A 19,988-nucleotide genomic window follows, 5' to 3' on the forward strand; every position below is an offset into this window, starting at 1 on the left:
GATAAGAACTTTAAAATGGTTGTAATAAAATGTAAAAATAATCAGATAATTATTTTATGGAAAAAAAAGGTAATTAAACATTGTAATAGAATAATAATAATAGAATCAATATGGTATTAATTAAGGGGAGAGAGATTATGAGTAATTGTTGCGGTAAAAATATCTGTTTTTATTATTATGGAGAGGATCATTTGGTGATTAATCTATATAAATACATAAAACAGCAAATAGAAAATAATAACTATGTTTATCTTTATGTAGATGAAGATATATATAAATTACTTACTAATAATTTAGATTCAAATGAAAGATTAATGATAGAAAATATTAAGATGAGTAGTATATTAATGTCATCCTATAATGAAAATATAAACTCTACGATGATTTCAAAGTTTTTTAGAGATCTTAAAGCCAAAGCCTCAAATTCAGGATTTTGGGGAGGTTGCTTTATAATAGATGGTGCTAAGATATTAAATAATACATGCAATACAATATTTCAAGAATTTATTAAAGCTTTATCTAATATATGCGAAGAGGAACGTATAGATATATTGACATCCTATGACTTTTTAGATTATGTAAATAGAGGAAAAACTATTACTGAAGACATTATGAGAGGCTCCTATAAATACCATGATTATAGGATGTTTGGAAATGAAATTTTACCAATAGAATCCTTTCAAGTAGAGAGTAATATAGTATAGAAAAATTTGGCTATTACATTCTCTTATAGGTAATAAAGTTCTATAGAAAAGAGTGATAAATAAGTCTATTGACACACATAACGGCTATGATATTATATAAATATAAATGACATTGAAATTATTTATATTTAATGTCATAAAGATTTAATTATATCGAGATAATAGTTAGTATATATAGAAAAGAGGAAGAAAAATATGTCAATAGTTAATATAAGTGATAAAGCTACTACTGAATTCTTACAATTTTTAAAGGATAATGAAGTTACCACAGATACAGTAAGAATTCATTTTGCAGGTATGGGTTGTGGTGGTGCTGTATTTAATCTAGTTTTAGATGAGAAAAAAGATACTGATAACATAGAAGTAGTAGAAGGACTTACATTTTTAGTAGATAAGGGAGTTACTGAGCAATTTGGTGAATTAACAATTCTTTCTGCAGACGAAAATGGTAGAGGTGGGTTCTCAATAGAACCAGAAAAAAAACCAGAAGGTGGCGGTTGTGCTGGTTGCACAAGTTGCGGTTAAATTTAATAAATAATAATTATATTACTGAAAGTGCAGTGTTAAACTTGTTTAATATTGCACTTTTTTTAGTATGTATATTTATTTCAAATAAAATCTATTAATAAATCCAATGATAAATACAATTGACATTCATAGTAATATTTATTAGTGTAATAAATATGTAGATTCATTGACACAATAGTAATGTATCTATAAAACTGAAAAGGAAAAGAGGTAAAGATTATGTCAACAGTTAAAATAAGTGATAAAGCTACCGTTGAATTCTTACAATTTTTAAAAGATAATGAAGTTACAGCAGATACAGTAAGAATTCATTTTGCAGGTATGGGATGAGGCGGCCCATCATTTAATCTAGTTTTAGATGAAAAAAAAGATACTGATAACACAGAAGTAGTAGACGGACTTACATTCTTAGTAGATAAGTCTGTTACTGAGCAATTTGGAGCTCTTACTATTCTTTCAGGCGAAGAGAATGGTAGAGGTGGATTTTCTATAGAGCCTGAAAAGCAAGCTGAAGGTGGCGGATGCTCAAGTTGTAGTAGCTGCGGCTAATGAATAAGTAAAATCTTATATTAAAATAAAAGTGCAATGTTAATTTTATTTAGCATTGTACTTTTATTTTAATATACTTATTTCCATCTATAGAAAACATAATTGAGTATAAAACTTTTCATATTGTTTAAACTAATGGTGACAAATAAGTAGGAGGGAAATATTATGGCAAAAGCAGGAATGAGAAGACCAGATCCAAAAGATTCACATGGTACAGAAAGTAATAAACATAATCACTTTCCTAAAAATGAAGTTCATCCAGTACCAGAACTTCAAGGAAGGGCTAAAACTTCAGATAAAAAATCTAAGCCAATTAGCTATGATGGAAAATGGTAAAATAATGTGAGAATAAAAATAAAGTACACATTATGGTAGCAATTTAAACTAAAAGAAGTAATAAGCAGCACTTACTTAAATAAAGAGTAGGTGCTTTTATTATGATTAGATTACATGGTTTAAAGGATCAATACCTTATATGCGATAAATATAGTAATAGTCGTGTAAGTTGGCCTTTAGCCCCACTTAATACTGTTTGTACATCCAGTAGTAGTGACGGTCAAATAGGTTTTAACTTTTTAATTGGCACCTATACAATAGCAAAATGGAAAGACGAGTTACAGGCTAATCCAATCACAGTTTATCACCAGTTAGTAACACCAGTAGAAGAACCTATAGATGTTACTCAATACATGAAGTAATTCAAGGACGGACATTTCTTAACTGAGGGTAGTCTAATTAATCCAACTGTAGATTTAACTTACTCTACAAGCTCGGCAAGTGCATTGTCTACAATGAAGGAAGTTACAGAAAGTAATACTATATCCTTAAACATTCAACAAGGTCAAATATCTACTTTAATAAGCAATACGACAATAGTTAAAGATGGGCAGACCATACAACTTAAAGATTCTTATAACTCCACAGTAGACTCTATCAATAGTGTAATTAGTAGCCACACTAGTACTATAGATGCTTTGACAGGTCAAATAACTGGTGTGGATACAAGAGTTAATGATGTTAAAAGGACATTAGATGGTACAGTAGCAACTATTAGTAATCATACTATACAGATTAGTGGACTTAATTCTACAGTTAGTACACAAAGTAGCAGTATTACACAGTTGCAAAATCAGATAACATTAAAGGTTAGTCAGACTGAATTAACACTATAAGTGTATCATTTGAAGAGAATTTTCAAGACCAAATAATCATTACTAATAGTAAAGTGTCTACAATAGAAACTAGCTTAACAGGAATCACCAGCAGAGTTGGAACTGTAGAACAGATTACTACAACTATAGATGGCAAAGTAACTTCTTTTAGCACAAGAATGAATACCGCAGAGTAGAAAATTACTGATACTGCAATTGTATCTACAGTTCGAAGTTCAACTTCCTATATAAACGACTTAGGAGCAAAGGTTTCAACTAATGCTATTATTTCTAGTATTAATCAAACTGCTGAATCCATAAAAATAAGTGCCAGTAAAATAAATCTTACTGGATATGTTACAATGACTAACCTAAGCACAGCTGGGCAAACGACTATTGACGGAGGAAACATCAAAACAAGTACAATATCCTTAGAACGTTTAAAATCTGCAACTAACAATCCTATTATAAAAATGTTTGGATAGTGCAGTATAGATGCAACTGCAAATAACGAATTAGGCGTAGGCTCAGCAGTAAGACTTAAGTGGAATGAAAACACTTATATTCGTATAGCTGCAGATGTAACAGACATATATCTAAATGGTATTGCTAGGTTTAGATTTTATCCTAATTACTTGGATTGCAAACCGCCAACCATTTACTTTGCAGACCAATGTAAAATAAATGCTAGTGCTGGTACGTTTAGATTTTATATATCAAAGTCGGTTGATACAGGAATAAGAATATCTCCGGATGGTACTATTAGTTTTATGGTTGCCGGAACACCTAGACATGTATTTAACACAAACGGAACGAAAGCTGGAGGAACTATAGTTGTAGATGGTGCTACACTTGGAATGTCTCCAATAGATAGTCCAAAGGTATTACTAGAAGATGTGTTGTTCGATGTAGATATACAAGAGGAAGGAACTACAGTACTTTTAGATAGTACATTTCTTAAGACTATATCTACTTATGCAGTATTCTGTAGTAATCCAGGGGTAATTATAGTTTCTAAGGATAGAACTAGATTTACAGTAAGAGGATATAATGGAAAAGTTTATTTTAGAGTGATAGGCTACAGAATAGGATACGAAGAACAATATTATTAAGTTGTTGGTTAAGCGATTAGAGAAATCTAGTCTCTTTTATTATGTAAAAAGGAAGGTGTAATATGGATAAAATATTAAACTACATTAAAGTAATAGTATTGCGATAAAAATTGATTATTTTGGAATGTATTATGTGGTATAATTTAACATAAGTTATATTGTTATAAGATAATCTAGGGGGGGAATTAAGAGTGAAGCAATTTCTTAAAAAGTATATTCGATTAGTTATAGTGATAGTATTATTATTTATTATTTATATGGGATATCTCACTTCCAAACAATCAGTTAATGTAGATGAAAAACTAGATAAGGCAATATCAGATTATATTATAGAACATAATAAATCTGGTTATGAGGAGTCTAGTTATAAGGCATTTGAAGCACATAAAATCTATGGAGTTGAAGATAAGGATGATCTAATTAATGTTTATATGTATTCATTACAAGAAGTATACTCATTCGTTGATAAAAAATTTAAGCTACAAGGGAGTTGGTCAGAACCAGCATTTATGGCTTTTAAAAATTATAATGGCAAATATAGTGTTATTGAGTATAAAGAAGCTGAGGTAGGTTCGAAAGATTTAGAATCTATGATGGAAATATTCCCAAGAGAGTATGCTAAAAAAGCTATATACGACGATGCTCAATCTACTGGATTATATTTTGATATAAGAAAACAAGCTAAGAAGTGGTTAAAGGAAGAAGGAAAAGGTGACTTTTCTCTGGAATAAACTATATTTATATATACCGTACTATTCAGAAATGAATATGCGGTATTTTATTATGCAAAAGGAAGGTGTAGAATGGAGAATGAAATAGTTAAAATGGTTACTAGTCAAGGAGTGTTTGCAGTGTTTTTTGCATACCTCCTTTTTTATGTGCTTAAAGAAAACTCTAGGAGAGAAGGGAAGTACCAGGAGATAATATCAGATTTAACACAAAGATTTAATATTTTAGATGATGTTAAAAAAAGTGTAGATAAGATAGAGGAAAAGTTAGAAAGGTAGGTTTTAACTATGGAATTACTAAAAGGTTTATTACAGATTAAAAAGCTTATAGCATTACTATTAACTATAATATTTGCGATATTAAGCCTAAGAGGTTTTATAAGTTCTTCAGAGTTTCTAACCATATTTAGCATGGTAATTGCTTTTTATTTTGGACAGTCTAGTGCAAGACAGACCATTAAAGAAAATAAGATCGATTTAGAGTAAGGGAAACCTTACTCTTTTATATTTAAGGAGGAATGTTTTATGAAAATAGGATTAAGATATGGACACTCTATTAATTGTAGAGGTGCTAGAGGAAAAATCGACGAAGTAGATAGTTGTAGGATTCTTTATGGTAAGATTAAAGATTTACTAGAAGCACAAGGCCATACAGTACAGGTTAACATGATTTAAATGCCAGTAGTATGGAATCTATAATAGTAGAAAGTTTATTCTGTGATAGTAGTCAAGATGCCGAATTATTTAATAAGAAAACTGATGAATTAGCAAGAGCTATTGCCAATGGAATTGATAGTAGAGTGAGTTTAAATATATCTAAGCCACAAAAGCCAATTAATAAGGAGGAATATGATATGAAAAAAATAGTAACTTATTTAGGAGATGCAGATCTATTTGCTGCAGTAATGGTGGCTCAAAAATTATCTTGCCCATTAATGCGAGTTAATGATTTTAAAGCTAGTGGATTAAAGGCAGAGCAAGTAATTCAGATAGGTGGAAATGCTAATGATACTAATAGATTTTCAACAATGAAAAATGCAGCTAATAAGTATCTATAGGAGATAATATATTGAATTTACTTATAATCTAATCCATAATATCAGTATAAGATTTTATAAGGGGGATTAGATATGATAGGTTTACTATTAGCAATTGGTGCTGTTTGTATAATAGTTTTTTTCAACAATTTTGTATCTATATTAAAAAAGATACAAATAGATGGACATACAAGTGAAAATACATCTTGGTGTATAATTTCAATAATAGTATTATGGGGAATTTCAATATTTCTCTGTTCTATTTGAAGATATATTAGGCTAATAGAAGGGGTAGTGAGATAAAACTCGCTACCATTATTTTTTTAGTTTGCCCTGCATGGGGATAATCTAACGGGTGAAAGTCCCTAATGCAGCTTAGTAGTAGCAAGCATACAGCTGAACACCAATGGTGTCAACCGTGAGGTAGAATATGAAGGAAGATGTAGGTAAATCTCTGGTCTGACGGACAGAAATCACATATAAGGCATGTTGCACTGGGTAAGATTGCTAAACAAACTGAAGCCCTATACTACTCGAAAGTGTAACGTGTAAATGTGGCAGATATATGGAGTGAAGGATTATACTCTTAACTGGGGAGGTCTGAATGGTAAGCTATGCATGAAAATGAACTTTTTTACTTAGTAAGCTATACCGAGAGGTATAGCTGAACGTTCAGAAGTCAGTTCAAGTCATAGTACTGAATGAACCTTTCGAAAGTTGAGGTTAGGGAAGGACTTGACAATAATTAGTTGAGAGTCGTGAGAATGGCAATTCATGTTTGAAAGCAGACAACCGTTGTACAGACTATCTAATTGAAGATAGAGTAGAACTCGAAAACAAATGTTAGAAGTGCTTAGTGGAGCATACGCTCAATGCATGAACAAGATTCACTTAATTAATTGCTGAACCACCGTGTACCGAACGGTACGCACGGCGGTTAGTCACCGCCTCCTACTCGATTTTTTATAATTTATATTCTAAAATAAATTAATAAGGATCAGGCACTGTTCCATTTCCCTGTATAAACCATAGTCCTAATTTTGATTTATACAGGGAAATTGGTCCAATATTTTTATCTCCATATGAGAAATAAATTGCTACATTATTAGGGTTAGGCGAATATTTTTGCTCAGTCACAGTTCCCTTTATTGCAAAATTAAAATGTGCCTTAAAAAAAACATAAGCCCTTGCATTTCTTAGTTCATCCGTTTTTATGAATATAAATGTTGGCAAAAACAAAAATATAATAATAAACAAACAAACAAATTTTACTTTTGGCTTTTTCATAATCAAAATCCTTTCGTATTTACATACTGTAATACATATATTTATAGCATGTATTACCAATATGTGCAAATAAATTGTTTGCTTATTTACAATACAGTTATTTATTGTTAAACTGTATGAGGAATTAAAAAAAAGGGGGGGGGATACATAATGAAGAAAAAAGTCATATCATTTTTATTGGTACTTTTAGTACTTTTATCGAATTTTCTAATTGCTTTTGGAGACGAAGTAACAACATCTTCAAAAGCAGATGAGGTCGTATCTACAGATAATTTAATTATACCTACTGAAGGTGAGAATTTAGAAAATGGAATAGTAGATATGAACGATGTAACTGATGATTTTGAAAAAACTAACAAAAAGTTTCAAAATGCAGAGGAATATGTCCAAGATAAGCTTGAGAATCTTGGAATTGATATGAACGATGTTGTTTCTAAAAATGCTAGTGATGAGCTTAGTTCTAACAGTTTGAATGATAATAGAATTATGGCTAGGTCAATTGGAGCCGGTAACTCAAAAATATTAAGATATGATGGTTCAATGTCTCCAGAAGTTCAAAGATGGGGCTGGTGGTGTGGACCTGCAGCAGCTTTGAATGCTATAGACTGCCATTCTTATCATACTACAGGGAAGAATACTCGATTCAATCAAGGCAACATGGCAACAGCTCTTGCAACTACTTCACACACAGGTTTAAGTGTAAGGTGGACAGCAACATTAAATGATTATATGCCAGGAAATAGATATAGTTTAGCATTTGGGAGAAATTATGGATCTGAATGGACAAAAAAGTTACTGGGAGGTATAGTATGTGATATCGACAACAACTTTCCAGTAATTGTAGATGTGAAACAAAATCCATCCCTTGGATTTTTAACAACAAATTATCGTAATAGATATAATTCAAATGGAAATAAAGATATTTATCACTATATTACGATTATCGGATATATGTTTAAATCCGATGGTTCTTGTTATATAAGATACATGGATTCATGTTCTTATAATCATGGTGTTTACACTGTTCCTTTATCTACATTAGCTAACATAAGTAAGGAACTAGGTATGGTGTTTTAAAAAAATTTTTTGATAATATTTTATGTAAAAGAGTGTTTTTATATAATCTTGAATATCAAACACAAGTGAAGCTAATGTTTGAACCAACTAATTTATTGCACATACTTGGAGCTTAACATATATCGGGATAAAAGTATAAAGCTACAAAATTTAATAACGATTTATCAAGATTGGGATTTACCAATTAATAATGGACTGGGGAAACTAGTCTTTTTTACTTGAAGGAAATTTATGGTATATGTAGAATAGTATATTGTAGGGGTGGTGTTATGGTTAAGAAAGGATATGAAAGAATAGATGTAACTTTTTCTAAGACTTCTGATATAGAAATGCAATTGTATAAATATGATGTAGCATTTCACAAAATTTATAGTATTTTTGATACAACATAATATCACAATGAAAAAGTAAGTGAGAATAGCCATTTAATGTCTAATTTACTTACTTTTTTGATGTATTTTTATATTGAATATAAGTCTACATACACTATATAATTTGGGTAGATAGAACAAAACTTTGACATAAAAATAAGTGTAAGATCTACATATCTGTATTGGGGGATTAAGAGATGACGGATAATGAAAAAGAGTTTTACAATTTATTATCAGAACTTATTTTAAAAGAAGAGAAAAAGGCCAAGGGTAATCCTTAGCCTTTCTTTTCGTGTATTGTATATGCTATAATACTATAGAAATTTAATAAATATATTGGATATTGGAGGAACATCAACAATGAGTAATAATGTAAAAAATATAAATAAATTAAACGAACCTAAAACCTTCTGGATTTGTACATGGGGTTGTCAAATGAATGAAGAGGACTCCGAAAAATTATCTGGTGGATTAAAACCATTAGGATATGTAAGAACTGACTCTAAAGAAGAAGCGGATATAATAATCTTTAATACATGTTGTGTTAGGGAAAATGCTGAGCAAAAGGTAGATGGAAACTTAGGGGCTTTAAAAAAACTAAAAAAAGAGAACCCTAATAAGGTTATTGCTGTTACAGGTTGCATGATGCAACAAGAGGGAATGGCAGACAAAATAATAGGTAAGTTTCCTTTTGTAGACATAATTATAGGAACTCATAATGCTTATAAGTTTACAGAATATCTTGGAAGAGCTTTAGGTGGCGAAAGACCTATAGTAGAAATTTGGGATAAAGAAGCAGATATAATAGAAGGAGCTCCTATTGATAGAGCAAGTACTATAAAAGGCTTTGTTACAATAATGTATGGTTGTAACAACTTCTGTACTTATTGTATAGTTCCCCATGTAAGAGGACGTGAAAGAAGTAGAAACTCTGCTGAAATAATAAAAGAGATAGAGAATATGGTTAAAGAGGGATATAAAGAAATCACCCTTCTTGGACAAAATGTTAACTCCTATGGTAAGGGATTAGACGAAAATATTAACTTTGCGGAACTTTTAAGAAGAATAAATAAAGTAGATGGTATTGAGAGAGTGAAATTTATGACTTCTCATCCAAAGGACTTAAGTGATGAAGTAATTGATGTAATTGCAGCTGGAGATAAGTTATGTGAATCTATTCATCTTCCAGTACAATCTGGATCATCAAGAATATTAAAAAAGATGAATAGACACTATACTAGAGAGCAGTATTTAGAATCAATTAGAAAAATTAAAGAAAGAATTCCTAATGTAGCATTAACTACGGATATAATTGTAGGATTCCCAGGAGAAACTGAAGAGGATTTTGAAGATACTTTAAGTCTAGTTAAAGAAGTTGAGTATGATTCTGCCTTTACCTTCTTATATTCTAGAAGGGGTGGTACTCCTGCAGACTTAATGTTTGACCAAGTAGATGAAAAAGTTAAAAAAGAGAGATTTAATAGATTAGTTGAAGTCGTTAATGAAATTTCTGCTAAGAAAAATAAGCTTTATGATGGAAAAATTGTTGAAGTTCTTGTAGAAGGTGAAAGTAAAAGTGATGATACAAAATTAACCGGAAGGACAAGAACAAGTAAACTAGTTAATTTTACTGGTAATAAAGAAAATATAGGTAAGTTAGTTAATGTTAGAATCACTAAAGCAAATTCTTTTTCATTAATAGGAGAAGAAGTATAAAAGCGACTTTGTCGCTTTTTTAAAATAATTATGAAGGAGAGATATATATGGCATTAACTCCAATGATGCAACAATATTTTCAAATTAAAGATAAATATAAAGAATGTATCTTATTTTTCAGACTAGGCGATTTCTATGAAATGTTCTTTGATGATGCTAAGGTTGCATCAAAGGAGTTAGAGTTAACACTAACGGGAAGAGATTGCGGTCTTGAAGAAAGAGCTCCTATGTGTGGGATTCCTTTCCATGCAGCTAAGAATTATATTGGAGCCTTAATATCAAAAGGGTTTAAGGTAGCTATTTGTGAGCAGGTAGAAGATCCAGCAGTGGCTAAGGGAATTGTAAAGCGGGATGTAGTAAAAATTTATACCCCAGGAACTTACACAGAAGCTTCCTATTTAGATGAGAGTAAAAATAGCTATACAGCTAGTTTATATGTGAAAGAAAATTACATTGCATTGGCCTTTTGTGATGTGTCTACAGGGGATTTCTATACTACTGAATTTAAATATAATATTAATGTACTTATAGATGAGCTGTGTAAATTTAATCCTCGAGAGATAATTATTACAGAAAACTTTAACCAAGAGATTATGGATGAAATTATAAGTAGAACATCCTTTTATATATCCCACTTCCAAGACGATAATTTTAATATGGAAGAAGAAGATCTTAAAGAACAGTTCTTGAACATAGAAATAGATAAATTGTCAGAAATAGTAACTAAAACTTGTAATGGATTAATTAGATATATAAAAGAAACTCAAAAGGTTTCCTTGACTCATATAAACCATATAGAGATATATGATATCTGCACCTATATGACCATAGATGTTAACTCAAGAAGAAACCTTGAACTGGTAGAGAATATCAGAGATAAAGGAAAAACAGGAACTCTTTTATGGGTTATAGATAAAACAAATACATCTATGGGTGGAAGAAGAATTAGAAAGTGGTTAGAAGAGCCTCTAATTATTAAGGAAGATATTTTAAATAGACAAGATGCCATTGAAGAGTTTACTAAGGATATAATCTTAATGGAAGATTTAAAGGAAGCTTTAAATAGCATTTATGATATTGAGAGATTGGTTGGTAAAATAAGCTCTACTGCAATAAATGCAAAGGAACTTATATCATTAAAGCATTCCATTGCTAAAGTTCCAAGGATTAAAGAACTTATTTCTAATCTTACAAGTCCTTTAATGAAGGATGTTTATTCTAACTTAGATGAGCTAAGAGATATTTGGACTTTTCTCGAAAGCTCTATTATGGATGAACCTTCTTTGTCTGTTAAGGAAGGTAATATTATTAAAACTGGTTATAATTCATTAGTAGATGAATTAAGAGAAAGTAAAACTAATGGAAAGCTTTGGCTTGCAAATTTAGAAAATGAAGAGAGAATAGCTACAGGTATAAAATCCCTTAAGATTTCTTATAATAAGGTTTTTGGATATTATATAGAAGTTACAAAATCTAATCTTTCCTCAGTGCCAGAAGGAAGATATATTAGAAAACAAACTTTGTCTAATGCTGAAAGATATATAACTCCTGAGCTTAAGGAGATGGAAGATAAAATCTTAGGAGCAGAAGAGAAATTAATTGCTCTTGAATATTCTATATTTACAGAGATTAGAGAGAAATTAGAAGAAAATATAGAGAGAATGAAAAATACAGCTAAGCTTATATCTGAAATTGACTGTATATGGGCTTTGGCTATGGTTGCTAGAGAACATAATTATGTGAAACCTGTAATTAATACTGAGGGAATCATAGAAATTCAAGAGGGCAGACACCCAGTTGTAGAAGTTATTACAAAGGCAAATAGCTTTATATCTAATGATACTACCTTAGACCTTGAAGACAATAGACTTATGTTAATTACTGGTCCTAATATGGCTGGTAAGTCTACATATATGAGACAGGTAGCTTTAATTACATTATTAGCTCAAATGGGAAGTTTTGTTCCTGCCAAAGAAGCAAATGTTTCTATTTGTGATAAAATATTTACTAGAATAGGAGCTTCTGATGACTTAGCTGGTGGTAAGAGTACCTTCATGGTAGAAATGTGGGAAGTATCAAATATTCTTAATAATGCTACCAATAAGAGTTTGGTTCTTCTTGATGAAGTTGGTAGAGGTACTAGTACCTACGATGGACTTAGTATTGCATGGGCAGTTATAGAGTATATATGTAAAAATTCAAATATTAAATGCAAAACCCTATTTGCCACACATTATCATGAATTAACTAAGCTAGAAGGAGAAATTCCAGGAGTGAAAAATTACTCTATTTCAGCAAAAAAAGTAGATAATAATATTATATTCTTACGTAAAATTATAAAGGGTGGAGCAGATGAATCTTATGGTATAGAGGTTGCTAAACTTGCTGGATTACCTTCAGCAGTAATTTCTAGAGCAAGAGAAATTTTAGAAACTTTAGAAGATGGCACTTCAAAAGATATAATCAAAGAAGAAGCGAAAACTGTAATTCCATCTACAGAGAAATTAGAAAAAATAGAAAAAGAAATTTGTTTAACTCAGCAAATAGCTTTTGAAGATGTAGCTATGCAAAACTTAATTGACGAAATTAAATCTATAGATGTACTTAATCTTACACCTATGGATGGATTTAATAAATTATACGATATTATAAAAAAAGCTAAGAATATATAGATAAAATAATTATTTAAGGTGGGTGTATTATGAGAAGAATCAATTTATTATCTGAAAACACTGCCAATAAAATTGCAGCAGGAGAGGTTGTTGAAAGAGCTAGTTCTGTTGTTAAGGAATTAGTGGAAAACAGCCTTGATGCTGATAGTAAAAACATAACTATTGAAATAGAAGATAGTGGCAATAAGCTTATAAGAATCACAGATGATGGACGTGGTATTCATCCTGAAGATATAAAAATAGCTTTTTTGCCTCATGGTACAAGTAAGATAAGTTCCGTGGAGGATATTTACGATATTCAATCCTTTGGATTTCGTGGAGAAGCTCTTGCTAGTATAGCTGCTGTTTCAAAGGTAAGACTGAAATCAAGGATGGAAGCTTTTGATTATGGTAGAGAGATCTATATTGAAGGTGGAAAAGTAATCTATGAGAAAGATGTAGGTTGTAATTTAGGAACGGAAATTGAAGTTAAAGATTTATTCTTCAATACTCCAGGGAGACAAAAGTTTCTAAAATCACCTCAAAGAGAAAAATCTATAATAAATGACTTGGTATTAAAGCTAGCTCTAGGAAATTATAAGACTTCTATAACCTTAATTAATGATGGAAAACAAACCCTTAGAACCTTTAGTGAAGATGAACTAGATAAAACCCTTAGAATTTTATATGGAAAAGAAGTATATGAAAATGTAATACCAATAGAAAACCATAGCGATATTTTATCTGTATATGGATATATTGGAAAAGAGAGTATTAGTAGAGGTAGTAGAAATAGACAAAGCATTTTTGTAAATAAGAGACTTATAAAAAGTTCTTTAATAACTGCTGCGGTAGAGAATGCATTTAAATCCTTTATTATGGTAAATAAATTTCCCTTCTTTGTTATACACATTGATATATTTCCAGAATTTATAGATCCCAATGTACATCCAACTAAAAATGAAGTTAAGTTTTTAGAGGAAAGAGTTTTATTTAAAACTATATTTGATGGAGTTCATAGTGCATTAAAAGAAAGCTTAAAGAAGAGTTTTATTATACCAGAAGAAATAGAGGATTTAGCTATAGTTCAAGAGGATAAACTACATAAAAGCTATACTTCTTCAGAACCTAGTCAAATTGGATATTTAAATGATAATCACTATACTAGTGAGGATAATAATTTAGGTTATAATAAGGATTTGGGATTTAATAAAGAAGTAAATTATAATGACAAACCTTCTTATATAAGAGAAATTCCTATTGAAAATCAAGTTGAACCTAAAGGAGATAATATATATTCTAATAAGGAAATATCAAGGATTCCTAAAATTCCACCAATTAAACTTATTGGACAGTGTTTTAATAGTTATATAATTGGTGAATATTTAGATGAATTGTATTTAATCGATCAGCATGCTGCTCATGAGAAGATATTATTTGAAAAGTATAGAAAAAATATAGGTAATTTCAATGTGGTAAGTCAGATTTTAGCTGTACCTACAATCATTCCATTAACCTTTGATGAATATGCAATTTATAAAGATAATGAAGAAATTTTCTTAAATGCAGGATTTGTGGTTGAAAGTTTTGGTGAAAATGACGTATTAGTTAGAGAAGTTCCAGTGTTTTTGGGGAAACCTCATATAAACAATTTATTTCATGATATGATAGAAAATATAAAATCCATGGGCAGTGGTTTAACCATAGATATAAAATATGATAAAATAGCTTCTCTTGCTTGTAAGGCAGCTGTAAAAGCTAATGATAAATTATCAGATGTAGAGATTTTATCCCTTCTTGAAGAGTTAAGGTATATAGATGAACCATTTACATGTCCACATGGTAGACCTACTATAATTAAATATTCATTAAAGGAAATAGAAAAAAGTTTTAAAAGAATTTAGTATGAAGGGATTAAAGCAATGAAAGATTTATTTATATTAGCAGGACCTACTGGTATTGGTAAAACAAAGATTTCAATTCATATTGCCAAAGAACTTAATGGGGAAATAATATCTGCTGATTCTATGCAGATATATAAGAAGATGGATATTGGATCTGCTAAGATATCCAAAGAAGAGATGAATGGTGTGAAGCATCATCTCATTGATTTTTTAGATCCTAGTGAAAACTTCAGTGTGGCAGAGTTTAGTTCTTTGGCAAAGGAAACCATTGAAGAAATAAGCATTGAAAATAAGCTTCCCATGCTGGTAGGTGGCACTGGGCTTTATATTAATTCTCTTATTTATAATTATAGTTTTGCTGAAACTAATAAAGATGAAGCTTATCGCAAAGAACTAGAACAGTTAGCCTTAGAAAATGGAGTAGAATATGTTCATGAGCTGTTAAAAGCCGTTGATGAAGTGAGTTATAACAAGTTATATCCCAATGATCTTAAAAGGGTAATTAGAGCTTTAGAGGTTTATAAGGTAACAGGAATTCCTATATCTGAAGCAGCTAAAAATGATGAGATTTTTGATATACCTTACAAAGTTTATTATTATGTATTAAATATGAATAGAGATAAGCTTTATGAAAGAATTAATCATCGTGTTGACTTAATGTTAGACGCTGGTCTTCTAGAAGAAGTAATAAGGTTAGAAAAAGAAGGATATACCACAGATATGCAATCTATGAAGGGAATAGGTTATAAAGAACTATTACAACATCTTCATGGTGAAGTTTCTAAAGAGAAGGCTATAGAAAATATAAAGCAATTTAGTAGAAATTATGCAAAACGTCAGCTTACTTGGTTTAGAAAAGATCCAAGGGTTAAGTGGATAGACAAGGATGATTTTTCTAATGATGAGGATGTAGCAAAATTTATTATTAATGATTATAAAGAGAAAAAATATAAAGACTAAGTTAATTTTAAATATTATATAAGATATATAGATAGCTATAAATATTAAGGAATTATTTGCTTAATATTTATAGCTATGTTAGTATTAGAATGTTATTTTATGTTTAAGGAGCGATTTTTTATGATAGAAAAAACTAAAGAGTTTTTAATAAATAACTTTAAAATAAATGAAGAAGTTTTTAAAGTATCAGAAGAAGCTTTAAAGGATATTCAAGAGCAATTTTCTATGATTGATGATATTCGAGAATATAATCAATTAAAAGTTCTTAGTGCCTTGCAAGCTGAAAGAGTTAGTGATATGCATTTTACTAATTCTAGTGGATATGGTTATGGTGATGTTGGTAGAGATACTTTAGATAAGGTTTTCGCTAGAGTATTTAATACAGAAGCAGCCCTAGTTAGGCCACACTTTGTAAATGGAACTCATGCTATTGGATGTGCTTTATTTGGCAACCTACGACCAGGAGATACAATGCTGAGTATATGTGGTTCACCTTATGATACCTTACATAACATTATAGGAATAACTAAGGATGTAAATATAGGCTCTTTAAAGGAATATGGGGTAAACTATAAGCAATTAGAGTTGACAAGTGCAGGTAAAGTTAATATTGAAGAGGTTGAAAAGACTTTAAAAGAAGACCATAGCATAAAACTTGTACATATTCAAAGATCTACAGGATATGGGTGGAGAAATGCACTGTTAGTAGAGGAAATCGGTGAAATAATAAAGTCAATTAAAGAGATCAAACCAGAAGTAATTTGCTTTGTTGATAACTGTTATGGCGAATTTATAGATACTATAGAGCCAACAGATGTAGGGGCCGATCTTATAGCTGGTTCTTTAATAAAAAATATTGGTGGAGGAATTGCTCCAACAGGTGGTTACATAGCAGGTAAAGAAGCCTATGTAACTCAAGCAGCATATAGATTGACCATTCCAGGTATAGGCGGAGAGTGTGGTTCTACCTTTGGTGTAATGAGAAGTTTATATCAAGGATTATTTTTAGCTCCTCACGTGGCTATGGAAGCTGTAAAGACAGCTATATTCTGTTCAAGGGTAATGGAACTTTTAGGTTTTGAGGTACTCCCAAAATATGATACTAAGAGAAGTGATATCATACAAGCTGTTAAATTTAATGATAAAGATAAATTAATTCAGTTTTGCAAGGGTATTCAAGCGGGTTCTCCAATAGATTCCTTTGTAGAATGTGAACCTTGGGCTATGCCTGGTTATGAAGATGAAGTAATTATGGCTGCGGGTGCATTTATACAAGGTTCTTCAATTGAACTTTCTGCTGATGCTCCAATAAGAGAGCCATATATAGCATATCTTCAAGGTGGATTGACCTTTGATCATGGAAAAGTTGGAGTTTTAATGGCTATATCTAGAATATTATCTTAATTAGGAGTTAAATTAATAGATATATAATAAATTTATTTTATTATATAAAAAATATTAAGAAGCTATAATAGCTTCTTAATATTTTCTATAGATTCCTGATAGTTTACCTAAGATTTTGCAATCGTCAACAATTATTGGCTCCATGGTGGAGTTTTCTGGTTGTAGTCTAATATGCTCATCTTCTTTAAAAAAAGTTTTTATAGTGGCTTCATTTTCTATTAGAGCAACTACAATATCTCCGTTAGATGCAATAGAAGTTTTTTCTATTATAGCTAAGTCTTTATCATGGATTCCAGCTTCTATCATACTGTCACCTTGAACTTTAAGTATAAATAATTCATTTGTACTGTTTACAAAGTCAAGGGGGATAGTTAGATAATCTTCTATACTTTCTTGGGCAAGTATAGGAATTCCAGCTGTAACTTTACCTATAATAGGAATATTAATCATTTCTTTTTTATTATGAGGTTCTTGCAATAATTCTATTGCCCTTGGTTTAGTTGGGTCACGTCTTATTAAGCCTTTTTTCTCAAGTCTAGTAAGATGACCATGAACCGTAGATGTTGAACTTAAATTTACAGCTTCACAAATTTCTCTTACTGAAGGGGGATATCCTTTAGTATTAACTTGATTTTTAATAAACTCATAAATTTCTGATTGTTTACCACTTTTAATTTCAATCATGAAAACACCTCTCAATCTAGATAATTATACCATAAGAAATAAATAATATCAAACCTTTGTTCTCATAAAGGAAAATTATTGTAGTAAATTTAAATAAAAACTGGAGATGAAAAAATGGAAAATTTTTTAGAATTAAATATAAATGCGGAAATAATAAAGGTATTGGAGGAATTAAAAATAACAAAGCCAACTCTAATACAAGAATTATCAATTCCTAAAATATCAGAAAATATGGATGTGATAATGCAAAGTGAAACAGGCAGTGGTAAAACCTTGGCTTATTTGCTACCACTAATTGAGAGAATTGATTATGAAAAAAGAGAAAATCAATTTATAGTCTTAGTTCCTACCCATGAATTAGCCCTTCAAGTAAATGAAGTTTTAAGTACTTTGGGAGATAAATCTTCTTTGAATATAAAGTCTACAGTTATCATGGGGGATGTAAATATAAAAAGACAGGTTGAAAAACTAAAGGAAAAACCTCAATTTGTAATAGGTTCTCCAGGAAGAATACTAGAGCTAATAAAAATGAAAAAAATAAGTGCTCATACAGTTAAAACTATAGTAATTGATGAGTGTGATAAACTTTTAGACAAAAATAATTTAAATATAGTTAAGGATGTTATAAAAACTACACTTAGAGATAGACAATTAGTAATGACTTCTGCCACTTTAACAGAGGAAGCTTTAAGTATAGGGGAAAGCTTAATGAAATCCCCTAAAATCATAAAGTGTAATGATGATTCAACTATAAATCCTAACATAAACAATTTATATATAGTTTGTGATAGGCGGGATAAGATACTTATTCTTAGAAAATTAATGGCAAGTATAAATCCTAGAAAAGCTATTGCCTTTATTAATAAAAGTGATGAAATAGAAATATTAACTACTAAGCTAAAATACCATGGACTAAAGGTGGATGGAATACATGGTAGTTTTGTTAAAAATCAAAGACAAAAAACCATGTTAGACTTTAAATCGGAGCGTATAAACCTTTTGGTATCTTCAGACTTATCTGCAAGGGGATTGGATATAGAGGACGTTACTCATATATTCAATGTAGACTTACCAGAAGATATAAATACTTATGTGCATAGAAGTGGTAGAACAGCTCGTGGAGATAAAAGCGGTACTGTTATATCTATTATTTCACCTAAGGAGATAGCGCAATTGAAAGCTTATAGTAAAAAACTGAATTTTAATCTTACTGAGAAGACTATATCTCACGGAAATATTGAAGATGTAGCTGTTGTGGTTAAAAACTATAAGAAGAGTAATGCACCTTCAGATAAAAGGTCAAAACCATCTGAGAAATCATCAAAACCTAGGAAGAATACTACTAAAAAAGACAAAAGAGATAAAAGATAGGTATAAGGATAATATAAAGTATATCTTATGCATATAATCTAATAGAGTTCTATCTAGGGAGGAATTATGTCTAGACATTTTACAAATGCAATTTACTTAAGTGATGAAGTGGAGAACATTATAAGGAGTTCTAAATTCCTAGGAAAGGGCAATAATGGAGTGGTATATAGAATTGATAATAATAGAATTATAAAAATATTTAATGATAAAAAAGTTTGCGAAACAGAGTATATAATTCTTAAATCATCTATGCATCATCCATCCTTTCCTAAGGTTTTTGACTATGGAGATTTTTTTATTGTAAGAGAGTTTGTAGATGGGATAAGACTTGATAAGTATCTAAATCATAACCCTCTAAATCAGAAACTAGTAAGAAGCCTAGTAGATTTAATAAATGATTTTAAAGAACTTGGTTGNNTTAAAAAGTTAGATATACGTTGCAAGGATCTTTATGTACAAGAGGACTTTTCTATCAAAGTTATAGATCCAAAGGATAACTTTGATAGGGAGATGCCTTTTCCACGGCATCTGATGAGAGGTATACTAAAGAGAGATAGTATAGGTGAATTTTTTTATTATCTACAAAGAATAGATAGGAATCTATACGAATCTTGGAGAAGTCAATTTAAAGAATATCTAAAAAAATTAGCTGAGAAAGATAAAAAGCTCTAAGAATGACAGTCTTAGAGCTTTTGTGTTTAATTGGATAATTTTAATCAAAAATTAACTAATTATAGGTTTTATTTTAAAAGAT

General features: G+C 30.3%; 25 protein-coding genes. 23 read left to right on the top strand and 2 right to left on the bottom strand.

The window, feature by feature from the left end; all coding sequences use genetic code 11:
- Positions 1-137 precede the first annotated feature (137 nt).
- The 14 genes from B2P65_RS13130 (at position 138) to B2P65_RS13195 (ending at position 6,076) form a co-directional block, all read left to right on the top strand.
- Positions 138-704: an MEDS domain-containing protein gene (locus B2P65_RS13130; RefSeq protein ID WP_035132272.1), complete on the top strand. Its 567-nt coding sequence runs from the start codon at positions 138-140 to the stop codon at positions 702-704.
- A gap of 195 nt (positions 705-899) precedes the next feature.
- Entirely contained in the window at positions 900-1,229 is a 330-nt protein-coding gene (locus B2P65_RS13135) for a HesB-like protein (RefSeq protein WP_035132274.1), read from the top strand.
- A gap of 717 nt (positions 1,230-1,946) precedes the next feature.
- Positions 1,947-2,117, top strand: coding sequence for a hypothetical protein (locus tag B2P65_RS13140; RefSeq protein WP_167403110.1), 171 nt, complete (start codon positions 1,947-1,949; stop codon positions 2,115-2,117).
- 101 nt (positions 2,118-2,218) lie between these two features.
- The gene (locus B2P65_RS13145; protein WP_346880276.1) at positions 2,219-2,479 is read left to right on the top strand and encodes a hypothetical protein; all 261 of its coding nucleotides are present in this window, start codon (positions 2,219-2,221) and stop codon (positions 2,477-2,479) included.
- A 93-nt stretch (positions 2,480-2,572) separates the two neighbouring features.
- Positions 2,573-2,953 (top strand): hypothetical protein, encoded by a 381-nt coding sequence (locus B2P65_RS13150; RefSeq protein WP_346880277.1) that lies wholly within the window; start codon positions 2,573-2,575, stop codon positions 2,951-2,953.
- 53 nt (positions 2,954-3,006) lie between these two features.
- A complete protein-coding gene (locus B2P65_RS13155) occupies positions 3,007-3,129 on the top strand; it encodes a hypothetical protein (protein WP_346848130.1) in 123 nt (40 codons plus the stop codon).
- A 165-nt stretch (positions 3,130-3,294) separates the two neighbouring features.
- The gene (locus tag B2P65_RS13160; RefSeq protein ID WP_346880278.1) at positions 3,295-3,417 is read left to right on the top strand and encodes a hypothetical protein; all 123 of its coding nucleotides are present in this window, start codon (positions 3,295-3,297) and stop codon (positions 3,415-3,417) included.
- Between the two features lie 150 nt (positions 3,418-3,567).
- Entirely contained in the window at positions 3,568-4,044 is a 477-nt protein-coding gene (locus B2P65_RS13165; protein WP_346880279.1) for a hypothetical protein, read from the top strand.
- A gap of 191 nt (positions 4,045-4,235) precedes the next feature.
- The gene (locus B2P65_RS13170) at positions 4,236-4,775 is read left to right on the top strand and encodes a hypothetical protein (RefSeq protein WP_346848133.1); all 540 of its coding nucleotides are present in this window, start codon (positions 4,236-4,238) and stop codon (positions 4,773-4,775) included.
- A 72-nt stretch (positions 4,776-4,847) separates the two neighbouring features.
- Positions 4,848-5,051, top strand: coding sequence for a BhlA/UviB family holin-like peptide (locus tag B2P65_RS13175; protein ID WP_346848134.1), 204 nt, complete (start codon positions 4,848-4,850; stop codon positions 5,049-5,051).
- 9 nt (positions 5,052-5,060) lie between these two features.
- Entirely contained in the window at positions 5,061-5,258 is a 198-nt protein-coding gene (locus B2P65_RS13180) for a hypothetical protein (protein WP_346848135.1), read from the top strand.
- 39 nt (positions 5,259-5,297) lie between these two features.
- Complete coding sequence (locus B2P65_RS13185) at positions 5,298-5,447, top strand: hypothetical protein (RefSeq protein ID WP_346848136.1); 150 nt, start codon at positions 5,298-5,300, stop codon at positions 5,445-5,447.
- Positions 5,448-5,458: 11 nt separating this feature from the next.
- Positions 5,459-5,830 (top strand): hypothetical protein, encoded by a 372-nt coding sequence (locus tag B2P65_RS13190; RefSeq protein WP_346848137.1) that lies wholly within the window; start codon positions 5,459-5,461, stop codon positions 5,828-5,830.
- Positions 5,831-5,902: 72 nt separating this feature from the next.
- On the top strand, positions 5,903-6,076 hold the full coding sequence (locus B2P65_RS13195) for a hypothetical protein (RefSeq protein WP_346880280.1): 174 nt from the start codon (positions 5,903-5,905) through the stop codon (positions 6,074-6,076).
- 720 nt (positions 6,077-6,796) lie between these two features.
- Here B2P65_RS13195 and B2P65_RS13200 read toward each other — a convergent pair.
- Entirely contained in the window at positions 6,797-7,096 is a 300-nt protein-coding gene (locus B2P65_RS13200; protein WP_346848139.1) for a hypothetical protein, read from the bottom strand.
- 150 nt (positions 7,097-7,246) lie between these two features.
- Between B2P65_RS13200 and B2P65_RS13205 the strand changes: the two genes are divergently transcribed.
- The 7 genes from B2P65_RS13205 to B2P65_RS13235 all read left to right on the top strand — a co-directional run bounded on the left by B2P65_RS13205 (position 7,247) and on the right by B2P65_RS13235 (position 17,179).
- Positions 7,247-8,173: a C39 family peptidase gene (locus tag B2P65_RS13205; RefSeq protein ID WP_346848140.1), complete on the top strand. Its 927-nt coding sequence runs from the start codon at positions 7,247-7,249 to the stop codon at positions 8,171-8,173.
- A 269-nt stretch (positions 8,174-8,442) separates the two neighbouring features.
- Positions 8,443-8,565: a hypothetical protein gene (locus B2P65_RS13210; RefSeq protein WP_346848141.1), complete on the top strand. Its 123-nt coding sequence runs from the start codon at positions 8,443-8,445 to the stop codon at positions 8,563-8,565.
- A 339-nt stretch (positions 8,566-8,904) separates the two neighbouring features.
- On the top strand, positions 8,905-10,260 hold the full coding sequence (miaB, locus tag B2P65_RS13215; protein WP_346848142.1) for a tRNA (N6-isopentenyl adenosine(37)-C2)-methylthiotransferase MiaB: 1,356 nt from the start codon (positions 8,905-8,907) through the stop codon (positions 10,258-10,260).
- 47 nt (positions 10,261-10,307) lie between these two features.
- Complete coding sequence (gene mutS, locus B2P65_RS13220; RefSeq protein WP_346848143.1) at positions 10,308-12,932, top strand: DNA mismatch repair protein MutS; 2,625 nt, start codon at positions 10,308-10,310, stop codon at positions 12,930-12,932.
- A gap of 29 nt (positions 12,933-12,961) precedes the next feature.
- A complete protein-coding gene (gene mutL, locus B2P65_RS13225; protein ID WP_346848144.1) occupies positions 12,962-14,815 on the top strand; it encodes a DNA mismatch repair endonuclease MutL in 1,854 nt (617 codons plus the stop codon).
- 18 nt (positions 14,816-14,833) lie between these two features.
- Positions 14,834-15,775 carry a tRNA (adenosine(37)-N6)-dimethylallyltransferase MiaA gene (miaA, locus tag B2P65_RS13230; RefSeq protein ID WP_346848145.1) on the top strand — a complete coding sequence of 314 codons (942 nt, stop codon included), beginning with the start codon at positions 14,834-14,836 and terminating at the stop codon, positions 15,773-15,775.
- 120 nt (positions 15,776-15,895) lie between these two features.
- Positions 15,896-17,179, top strand: a complete 1,284-nt coding sequence (locus tag B2P65_RS13235) for a methionine gamma-lyase family protein (protein ID WP_346848146.1) — start codon at positions 15,896-15,898, stop codon at positions 17,177-17,179.
- Between the two features lie 75 nt (positions 17,180-17,254).
- On the opposite strand, the gene lexA is transcribed toward B2P65_RS13235, so the two are convergent.
- Entirely contained in the window at positions 17,255-17,863 is a 609-nt protein-coding gene (gene lexA / locus B2P65_RS13240) for a transcriptional repressor LexA (protein WP_346848147.1), read from the bottom strand.
- A 114-nt stretch (positions 17,864-17,977) separates the two neighbouring features.
- Here lexA and B2P65_RS13245 point away from each other — a divergent pair, with 114 nt between their 5' ends.
- Together B2P65_RS13245 and B2P65_RS13250 are read left to right on the top strand one after the other, a co-directional pair.
- Positions 17,978-19,234, top strand: coding sequence for a DEAD/DEAH box helicase (locus B2P65_RS13245; protein ID WP_346848148.1), 1,257 nt, complete (start codon positions 17,978-17,980; stop codon positions 19,232-19,234).
- Between the two features lie 66 nt (positions 19,235-19,300).
- Positions 19,301-19,906 (top strand): protein kinase, encoded by a 606-nt coding sequence (locus tag B2P65_RS13250; RefSeq protein WP_346880281.1) that lies wholly within the window; start codon positions 19,301-19,303, stop codon positions 19,904-19,906.
- The last annotated feature ends 82 nt before the right edge of the window (positions 19,907-19,988 follow it).

This window comes from Clostridium sp. UBA3061 (assembly GCF_002367465.1).
Lineage (GTDB): Bacteria > Bacillota > Clostridia > Clostridiales > Clostridiaceae > Clostridium_J > Clostridium_J sulfidigenes.